Genomic DNA, 10,580 nt, shown 5'->3' on the forward strand with positions numbered 1-10,580 from the left:
CACATTCTGTATCTCCTACTACATAAGCTTTTTCTGCTTCTTGTCCCCCTGTCAGATGGCATAGATGTTAGTTATAGTTTGCCAATTAATGCCCGTAACGGTAAATTAATTTTTAACTATGGTGCAACTGCAAATAATGTCATCGAACGTCCTTTTAACACTTTAGATATTACCTCTCAATCCCGATTTTACGAGTTAAAATTGCGCCAGCCTCTTGTACAAACGCCTACTCAAGAATTAGCTTTGGGACTGACAGCCAGCCAGCAAATGAGTCAAACATTTTTGGGAATTGATGACATTGGACCTTTTCCCCTGGGAGTTGGTGCAGATGATAACGGAAAAACAAAAATTTCCGCACTACGATTTTTTCAGGAATGGAGTCAACGCAGTAGTCAACAAGTTTTAACAGCCCATTCTCAATTTAGTTTAGGATTGGGTATTTTAAATGCCACTATTAATGATGATCAACCTGATAGTCGCTTTTTTAGTTGGCGAGGACAAGGACAATGGCTACGTCAATTAGCGCCAGATACCATATTTTTGATGCAAACAGATTTGCAATTAGCTAATAAGCAGTTATTGGGACTAGAACAATTTGGTATTGGTGGACAAAAAACCCTGCGCGGATATCGTCAGGATAGTTTATTAACAGATAATGGTTTCTTAGTATCTACAGAGGTCAGATTACCAATTTTGCGAGTTCCAAAACTCCAAGGACTTTTACAAATAGCACCTTTTTTTGATTTGGGAACTGGTTGGAATAATGGTGGCTCAAATCCTGATAATAATACTTTATTAGGAACAGGTTTAGGACTAATATGGCGACAAAGTAATAAATTTAATGCTCGGTTAGATTGGGGGATTCCCTTAACAGAAAATAATTCTAAAAAAGCAACATGGCAAGAAAATGGTTTATATTTTTCTCTCACATACAATCTTTGATATAAGTAGGTAAACAGGAAAATTTAAAGGTATGTAACGGTATGTAAAGTTATCTCAACGCGAGATTATGATTGAGTTTCAGCCGTTTTACAAAACTAAACATATATCGTTTTTATTATGTTTACCTACTTAGAACTCATATTTGATTTTTGAAAAAAATTAGGTATTGTAGGGTGCGTCAGATATTACAAATCTGTTTATTGATAGAATTTATGCGGTCTGACGCACCCTACGTATCTTTTCATGAATCAAATATTATTCCTATAGATTTTAATGTTAACTATCCATCCACATTCACTAACTAACAATGAATTTATTAATCTCCCGTTTGCTTTTGTCATTACCTCGCTTGCTTCGCTATGGATTCTTAGCTTTGATCATAGCTATTATTTGTATAGTGACTTCACCAGTAATTGCTAAAAATAATCCTGAATCAGTTGTTAATTCTCAGGAAAATCAGGCACAAATTCTCTATGATCAGGGGAGATTTGCTGAATCACTCACTTTGTTAAAACAATCTTTACAGAATTACCAAAGTAATGGAAAGCAGCTAGAAAAGGTTGTAATTTTGATGAATATGTCCCTGAATTATCAGCAAACGGGAGAAATTTCAGCAGCTAACAAAGCTATTGAGGAAGCTATAAATATTCTCCAAAAAATTCCTGATCATTCACAAAATTCTGCTATTTGGGCGCAAGCTTGGGATGTTAAAGGTAGTCTACAATTGGCACAGGGAAAGCCAGAAGATGCTCTATTATCTTGGCAACAAGCTGAAGCTATTTACCAAAAGTTAGGAGATAGCAATAAAGCCATTTTGATGGGACTTAATCAAGGTCAAGCATTACAGAATTTAGGATTATATAAACGAGCCAGTTCTGTTTTGCAAGCCTTATCTACAACTTTAGAAAACCAACCAGATTCACTAACTAAAGCTATTAGTTTTCGTAATTTAGGAACTGCTTTGCGCTTGGTAGGTGATTTAGAAAATGCTGAATCAAACTTAAAAGAAAGCCTCAAAATTGCCGAAAAACTTCAATCACCAGCAAATATTTCTGCTGCTTATCTTGCTTTGGGTAATATTATCCTGGCGGAAGCAAATATCCAATCTGCCCAAGGAAAGATGGAAGCAGCAAAAGTAACAAAGATTGCCGCCATTAACTTTTATGAAAAGGCAGAAGTTGATCAAACTTCAATCCAAATTCAAATTAGAGCTAAAATTAATCGGTTGCGGCTATTGATAGCCATTGAAAAATTGCCCGAAGCTGAATTACTTTATCCGCAAATTCAAAGTCTAATTCCTAAGTTATTTTTGGGGCGTTCAGGGATATATTCTCAAGTAAATTTTGCCCAAAGTTTGATGAAATTAAATGAGAAAATACCTGTTAATTTACAAACAATTGCTCAAATTTTAGCTGTAGCTCGTCAACAAGCTGAACAGATTCAAGATGTGCGATCGCAATCTTTTGTCTTAGGGAACTTAGGACATATCTATGAATTAACAAAACAATGGAATATTGCTCAGGATTTAACCCAAAAAGCCCTAAATCTATCACAGTCTATTCAAGCCGAAGATATCACCTATCGTTGGCAATGGCAAATCGGACGGATTCTTTGTCAAGGTGAAACCCAATGCTATCAACGGGGAGATATTCAAGGAGCGATTCCTACGGAGCGCCTCGCTATCGCCACATATACTGACGCATTTAATACTCTCCAAAGTCTGCGCGGTGATTTAGTTGCTAGTAGTGCAGATGTCCAATATTCATTCAAACAAAGTGTTGAACCTGTATATCGCCAACTAGTAAATTTATTATTACAATCTCCAGAACCTAGTCAAGACAACCTTAAACAAGCTCGCCAAGTATTAGAAACTTTGCAAATAGCCAAATTACAAAACTTTTTACAACAAGCTTGTCAAGATAGTAAATTGCAACTTGATCAAGTAATTGACACCAAAGATCAAACAGCCGCAGTCATCTATTCTATTATTTTGAATGATCGCCTAGAAGTTATTCTTAGAGAACCGAATAACCCTGAACTATCCCATTATTATACTTCAAAATTATCCACACAAGAAATTGAAAATACCTTAGATCATTTCTACACATCTCTGCAAGATCCTGGTGCTTACGAAGAAGTCCAAAATGATGGACAACAAGTATATAACTGGCTAATTAAACCCATAGCCAAAAGATTGGAAGAAGACAAAATTAAAACTTTAATTTTTGTCCTTGATGGTTCACTGCGGAAAATTCCTATGGCTGCACTTTACGATGGAGAAAAATATCTGATGGAAAAATACGCGATTTCCTTAGCCTTGGGTTTACAAATTCGTGATCCTCTGCCTTTACAAAGACAAGAAATGAAAATATTGGCAGCTAGTTTGAAAAATCCCCCTGCAAGTCTTCCCAATTTTTCTGTTTTACCAGGAGTTGAAAAAGAAGTTCAAGAAATTCAAAAAATGGGATTAGCAGTAACTCGGATTGCAGAAGCAGAATTCACCACTGAAAACTTTAATAAAAAACTCAATAGGGACAAATTTAATATCGTCCATTTAGCAACTCATGGTTATTTTGGTGCTGACAGAGAAAATACATTTGTCGTCACAGCAAATGGAAAATTGAATATCTCCGAATTTGATCAATTATTCAGAACCCAACGCAAAAGTAACACCCAGGGAATTGAATTACTGATTTTGAGTGCTTGTCAAACAGCAACCGGAAACGACCAAGAAATTATGGGAATTGCAGGTACAACAGTCCAAGCAGGAGCGAGTAGTGCGATCGCTAGTTTATGGGATTTAGACGATCAATCAAGTGTCCCTTTTATCAAAGAATTTTATCAGCACTTAGGAAAACCCAACATCAGCAGAGCCGAAGCACTGCGTCTAGCACAACAGTCTTTATTAAAAAATGAAAACTATGATCATCCTCGTTATTGGTCTCCTTACGTATTAGTTGGAAATTGGCTTTAATTTAGATTAAATTGAGGGATAAAATTCCTAAATTGAACCCTTAAAACTCCTACCTTTGCGCCTTTGCGTAAGACCAAAATTCCAAAATCCGTAATTTCTAGGATTTAAATATCAAAATGCCCCATTTTAGAGTATAAACATAAAATTAGTAATATTTGTATTTATCACTCAGGGGATAGATGAACAATTTTCAGAGTGCATTTATATCTTATGGTAGAGCCGATAGCAAAGCCTTTGCTACCAAACTTTATAACCGACTTCGAGCCGAAAACCTAGAAATTTGGTTTGACCAAAACGATATTCCTCTCGGTGTAGATTTCCAAAAACAAATTGATGACGGCATCGAAACATCAGATAATTTTCTCTTTATTATCGCTCCCCACTCCATTAACTCCCCATATTGTGGTAAAGAAATTGACCTAGCCCTCAAGCGCAACAAACGGATTATTCCCCTACTGCACGTAGAACAAATTACCGAAGAAATTTGGCAGCAACGTAACCCTGACAAAGATCCCAGCGAGTGGGAAACATACAAAGCCAAAGGATTACATTCTAGTTATCCCAATATGCACCCAGCCATTGGCAAAATTAACTGGGTATATTTCCGTGAAAATATAGATGACTTTGAACAATCATTTGCGGGTCTATTAGAACTATTGACTCGTCATCAAGAATATGTCCATCAACATACCTATTTTTTAGCTAAAGCTTTAGAGTGGGAACGCCAGCAACAACAATCCAGCTACCTTCTAATTGGCGATGAACGGGTAGAAGCAGAAAAATGGTTAAAAACCAGGTTCAAAGAAGAACAGCCACCTTGTGAACCCACAGATTTACACTGTGCTTTCATTTGTCAGAGTGTGAAAAACGCTAATAACTTGATGACTCAGGTTTTCCTTTCCTACTCCGACGAAGAAAGGGAATTGATGAAGAAAATTACCAAAACGCTGATGCGCGAAAGCTTCACTGTTTGGACAAATACAACTGATATTCAAATAAGTAGTTTAACAGAAAAATTTCAAGGTATGTATCGGTATGTAAAGTTGTCCTAATGCGTTATTCTGGTTGAGTTTCAGCCATTTTACAAAACGCAAGATACCTCATTTTTATTTTGTTAACCTACTTAGGCACAGATTTTCAAACAGCAATTCATCGCGGTATTGAAGAAGCAGATAATTTAGTTTTTCTGATGTCAGAGTCCTCTTTAGCATCAAAATACTGTCAGCAAGAACTTACCTATGCCCTATCTCTGAATAAGCGAATTATTCCTCTATTAATAAAATCAGTAAACTTAGATCAAATTCCTCAAGAATTGCGTAATATCCAGTTTATAGACTTTACCGACGAGGAAGAAGAGGGCAAAGAATCCGCAGATACCGATAATTTAATTAATATTCTTTATCAGGATGCAGCTTACCACTATCAGCATAAACTGATTTTGACAAAAGCCTTAAAGTGGGAACGACAAAAACGTAATTCTAGTATTCTCCTGCGGAATAACGATCTGCGTAATGCTGAGGCCTGGTTAAAAGTAGCAAAACTAAAAGCACAGCAGCTTTCTTTACCCATACAAGAAGAATTTATTACTGAAAGTCTCAAACAACCACCTAACGCCGCCTTAGATGTATTTGTTTCCTACTCTAATGCTGATGCTGACTTCGCTCGTAAACTCAACGATACATTGCAAATTCAAAATAAAACTACCTGGTTTGATCAGGAAAGTATCATCTCCGGCTCAGAATTTGCAGAAGAATTATATAAGGGAATTGAATTATCTAACAATTTCTTATTTATTATTTCTCCCAATTCGATTAGTTCCAACTATTGCGCTACGGAAGTGGAATATGCCGTCAAAATGAATAAGCGCATTGTTACATTATTATATTTACCCGTTGATATTAATAGTCTCCATCCTGCTTTGGCAAAAGTGCAGTGGATTGATTTTCGTAAACATGACGGCGATTTTCTGACCAATTTTGGGGAATTAACAAGAACCTTAGATGCAGATCCAAATTATGTCAAAAATCACACTCGTTTATTAATTAAAGCCAAGGAGTGGGAACAGCAGAAACGTGATGATAGTTTCTTGCTGCGGGGAAAAGATTTAGCCGCATCTGAGGAATGGCTAAAAGAGTCCGAAAACAAACAACCAAGTCCCACCAACCTTCAGCTAGAATATTTGACCGCCAGTCGCGCTCTCCCCTATCGCAAAATTAAACTTCGCAGCCTATTATTGACTAGCTTGGGGACAACAATTTTCGTGTTTATTGCCCGGTTGTTAGGACTCATGCAGCCCTTAGAATTAGCTGCTTATGATCAAGTAATACGATTACGTCCCAGTGAACCACCGGACGAACGATTTCTGATGGTGGATGTTGATCCCCAAAGCATTGATACAATGAACGAAAATCCCAAATATCAGCAAGGAAGGGGTTCAATTGCTGATGCGGCTTTAGATGATTTACTGAAGAATCTTTCCCAACATCAACCCAGTGTAATTAGTTTAGATTTTATTCGGAATTTTCCCGCAGAAGGCAGTTTGGGTAAACGTCTCCGAGAAACCACAAACTTTATTGCCTTGTGTAAAAACAGTTATATCAATGAACGGGGTCACACTATTCCGGGCTTTAAACACGCACCAGAAGTGCCATTAACACGGGTTGGGTTTAGTGATTTGGTGGAAGAAGATCCTCAAGGCGATCGCTTTATTCGCAGACATTACATGATGCAAAAAGCAGAGCCTAAATATTGCAATGTCCAGGAAGCTTTGAGTTTAGTAATTGCCCGTCGTTATCTAGAAGCACAAGGACATCAATATATTTCTCCTGTAAATCCAGAAACGAAAAAATATGATCAAAACATGGTCTTTCGCAACACTGTAATTCCTCGACTATTCGGCAATGGTAGTGGTTATTCTGCTTATTCAGTGTTTAATAAAGCCCAACTTAATGGTTATCAAACCATGCTGAAATATCGCGTTTATCAGGGTGATGCTGATAGATTTGCCCCCAGAGTCAACATCTTAGATGTTTTAAACAACAAAGTTCCCGCAGAAAAGATCAAAAATCGGATTATTCTCATTGGTTTTACAGACAGACAATCCCGACAAGCTGATTATTTTAATACGCCCTATGGTGATGTACCAGGGGTAACATTGCATGGGCAAATGATTAGCCAGATTCTGAGCGCTGTCTTAGATAATCGTCCCCTGATTTGGTGGTGGACTTGGGATTATGAAATCCCTTGGATTTTTGGTTGGTCTTTGGTTGGCGGTATTGTTTGTTGGCGACTTAACCGCACATCTCATGTAATTATAGGCATGATTGGCTCTGTAGTTGTCCTATACATCGCTTGTGTTGTAATTATGGTATCCCAAAGCGGTTGGGTTCCTTTGATTCCCCCAGCCTTATCCTTGATTATCACAGGACGTGGAGTTATTTATCTAACGCACAGATTACGTAATTTGTAGCTTTTAATCTTGTTTTAATCTCGTTCCTAGTAATCTGTCAAGAACTAATTGACCTTGTAGGGTGCGTCAGACTCAATAATTCATCAACAATCACATAAATTTGACATCTGACGCACCTGACGGCCTAACTCATCATTCTCACATAAAATTGGTACAACTGAGATTTTATTTTTTGGGTGGAGTAAAACCAAACTTTGTCAACATCCAGTGATACCATTCTTGATGAGTAGTAACAAAATTTAAAGCTGATTCCAAATCTATATCTAAATCTTTATTGTAAATACTAATAATTAGATCATAAATCAAATCAAAGAGTATTCTATCTTCTTTATTGAGGAAAACAAAATTCCCATTTGCACTATTTTCTAGTTGTTTAATTCGCTCTTGACCAACCTTACCCGTAATAGCAGGTTGACGTTCATCTCTAATTAAAACAAACTTACTTTGAGGATTATTAATCACCAATTCATTAAAATTAGTAATGCGACTCGTAAAAGGAGTACCACTAATTTCTAAAAAAGCAATAACATGAGATTGATTTCCTCTTTCAATCACAATATGTTCTGGTAATACCTTTTTCCCTAACCGATATTGGGTTAATTTAAATGACTGAATATGAGTTAAAGCTTCAGCAATATTTTTCAATTTACCAACATCATCACCATCACTAATAATAGATGGATTATGATATTTTTGTTCTAACTCAATTTTATGTTCATTGAGATATTCAATTACAGGATTTACGGGAATTGCAGTTTCACCCGATAAATAAGGTGCTAATTTTACCTGTAAGTTACTTAAATCAACGGAATTAGGTGATTGTATAGCTTGAATTAGTTGACTTAAAACTTCCATTGAGGCTTGTTGCCGCTGCTGTAGAAATTTTAACTGCTGTTCTATTTTTTCATTACCATCTAATTCCCGAAGTGGTTTTCTTTCATCGGGTAAAGAAATTCCATTAACTCTATAATCATAGTATTTAGCCGCCCGATTTAAAGCCGCTCGAATAGGTTTTTTTCCTAAAATATCATCTAAATCTTCTGGTAAAAATAGCTGTTCTAAGGAAATATCTACAGATTGCATTTTCACCTTGAGAATAGACTTAATTTCCCCTTCTGTGGGTTGACGTAAAGAAACTTGATATTGAGATACTCTACCAATAATAGATTGATCAAATGTTGTTTGCAACTTTTCCCACCTATCAGGAAATAAATTCAAAATAATTAAACTATTGGGAACATGAGTGAAAATCTCTTTGATAGCTTCCCCAAAATTCAATAAAATTTCTTGATTGTGTGGAAGTCCTAAACCTTCTAACTGATCAAAAATAATAATTAGAGGTTCATCTAAAATAGATAATTTACCCAAAACGGAAATAGCTTCTAGAGAAAAAGCTTCTTTACTAATTTCTTCTCCCCAATTTGGTAAACCAACGGTTTCCGCTTCTTCGTCAGTTAAAACATTTCCGGCTAACCAACGAGTCGTAATATTTCTATATTTATAATCTGTATAACTGCAATATTTGACCATACCTTTAATGATAGATAAAGCAAAACTACCCGCAGCGTAATTACTCATCCACCATTCATTAATAGTCTTTTCTATATATTGCCAATATTCTCGTTTTCGTTGAGTATTTTCTTTACCTAAAGCATTAATACTATTATCTTCTAAATCATATAAGGCTTTGATAATATCTATATCTTTTTGTTTAATATCCCTATCATTCAGACTAACTATTTTCCGAAAAGTGTTAATAATTAAAGAGTATAATTGAGGTAAATTCCCCGCTTTTTCAACTAGAGATTCTAAAATTCTGCTATAAATATGATAAAGTACAGATTGGGCATTATTAGGTTGACGAATAAACAGTAATCTATTACTTAATAATCTCTCATGAGCCAGTCGCATCATTAAATGAGTTTTACCAGTACCGGGTTCTCCAATGACAACAACACCTTTACTCTGATGATTAGGATCTAATTTAATATTATTTAAAGCAGTTTGTAAAATCTGAAATTCTCGATGATAAGTATCAGCATAATCTGGATGATGTTGAAAAGGAGTATCAACTCGACTGCTAGTAAATGGATTCGGTTGTTTTTTAAGTTTTTCTAACATGATATTTCTATAAAGATGATAGGTAAATATGGCATCATAACTAGCTGTATGTGCCATATTCGGCAGAAAATACTGATTATTAGCTCGCAGATTAAAATATTTACTTAAATACTCTAAAGAATAACTTTCTAAATTTGGAAAACAGTCTTTAGCCAAAATCCAAGTACAATCAAATTGTAAATTTTGCCAAGGTAAACCAACTTGTCGAAAACTACGTTTAAGGACATCAATATCATGTTCTGCATAGTGACAGATAATTTTCTTGTCTTCAACAATAGTCAGAAATTCTGTTAGTAAAGTTTTGAGACTTTTGAGATTTAAAACGTTTTGAAACCCATGAGAATTACCATCACAGAAACCTTCATAAATTACCACACCTTGACTATCAACAATAGCTAATTCAGTTAAATTGGGGTTGCTCTCAGTATCTAAAATAACAAAGTTCATATTAATTTACTTGTAAGTATAACACCTGTTATAATTCCATTATAAACTACAAAAGACTGATTTCCCCGGATATCTACTTATGAAAAGTCAACAATTATCACTTTTTTCTCGAACTGTTTTAGTCTGCACCTTGACAACAATTTTCTCTAGTATTCTCTTATCTTTGGTGTCTCCTGTCCAGGCTTCAATTTTTGACTTTCTCTTTAAGAACAATAGTGAAGGAAACGCTTCTGGACGTTCTAGAGGTGCAGCAAGTCGTTCACAATGTTCTCAAATCAGAGAGAAAAACCTGATGGCTTTAGTTCCTCAAAGTAATCAAGGATTAACTACTCAGGATTATCCTGAATTCTGGTTTTATATCCCGTTTCATAGGGTAAATCAATCTCCCCCCGCCAAATTTAGATTATTAAATGAAAAAAGAAAATCTGTTTTACAAAAACCACTTTTATTCCCTTTACCAGATAAGGAGGGAATTGTCCGTTTTAGTCTTCCTGCTACAGAAAAACCCCTATTGGTTGGAGAAAGATATCGTTGGTTTTTTAATATTACCTGTGTCAATGAGGAAGGTTCAACGTAGTTTTTCACTCTCCCCCCACTTTCGAGAGTTTATAGGGTAGGTAGAAGTAG

The 10,580-nt window shown here is 35.7% G+C and carries 6 protein-coding genes; 5 read left to right on the forward strand and 1 reads right to left on the reverse strand.

What is annotated here, in order from left to right; genetic code table 11:
- The 4 genes from FJR05_RS20385 to FJR05_RS28055 form a co-directional block, all read left to right on the forward strand.
- Positions 1-942 (forward strand): ShlB/FhaC/HecB family hemolysin secretion/activation protein (locus FJR05_RS20385; RefSeq protein ID WP_168645813.1); only part of this gene is annotated, 942 nt, incomplete at its 5' end.
- Between the two features lie 307 nt (positions 943-1,249).
- Positions 1,250-3,916: a CHAT domain-containing protein gene (locus FJR05_RS20390; RefSeq protein ID WP_168645814.1), complete on the forward strand. Its 2,667-nt coding sequence runs from the start codon at positions 1,250-1,252 to the stop codon at positions 3,914-3,916.
- Positions 3,917-4,095: 179 nt separating this feature from the next.
- Positions 4,096-4,968, forward strand: coding sequence for a toll/interleukin-1 receptor domain-containing protein (locus tag FJR05_RS20395; RefSeq protein WP_254446993.1), 873 nt, complete (start codon positions 4,096-4,098; stop codon positions 4,966-4,968).
- A 59-nt stretch (positions 4,969-5,027) separates the two neighbouring features.
- A complete protein-coding gene (locus FJR05_RS28055) occupies positions 5,028-7,385 on the forward strand; it encodes a CHASE2 domain-containing protein (protein WP_254446994.1) in 2,358 nt (785 codons plus the stop codon).
- Between the two features lie 165 nt (positions 7,386-7,550).
- Here FJR05_RS28055 and FJR05_RS20405 read toward each other — a convergent pair whose 3' ends face one another.
- Positions 7,551-9,953: an exonuclease domain-containing protein gene (locus FJR05_RS20405; protein WP_168645815.1), complete on the reverse strand. Its 2,403-nt coding sequence runs from the start codon at positions 9,951-9,953 to the stop codon at positions 7,551-7,553.
- Positions 9,954-10,032: 79 nt separating this feature from the next.
- Here FJR05_RS20405 and FJR05_RS20410 point away from each other — a divergent pair, with 79 nt between their 5' ends.
- On the forward strand, positions 10,033-10,530 hold the full coding sequence (locus tag FJR05_RS20410) for a DUF928 domain-containing protein (protein WP_254446995.1): 498 nt from the start codon (positions 10,033-10,035) through the stop codon (positions 10,528-10,530).
- Positions 10,531-10,580: the final 50 nt, after the last annotated feature.

It is taken from the genome of Dolichospermum sp. UHCC 0259 (assembly GCF_009711935.1).
GTDB lineage: Bacteria > Cyanobacteriota > Cyanobacteriia > Cyanobacteriales > Nostocaceae > Dolichospermum.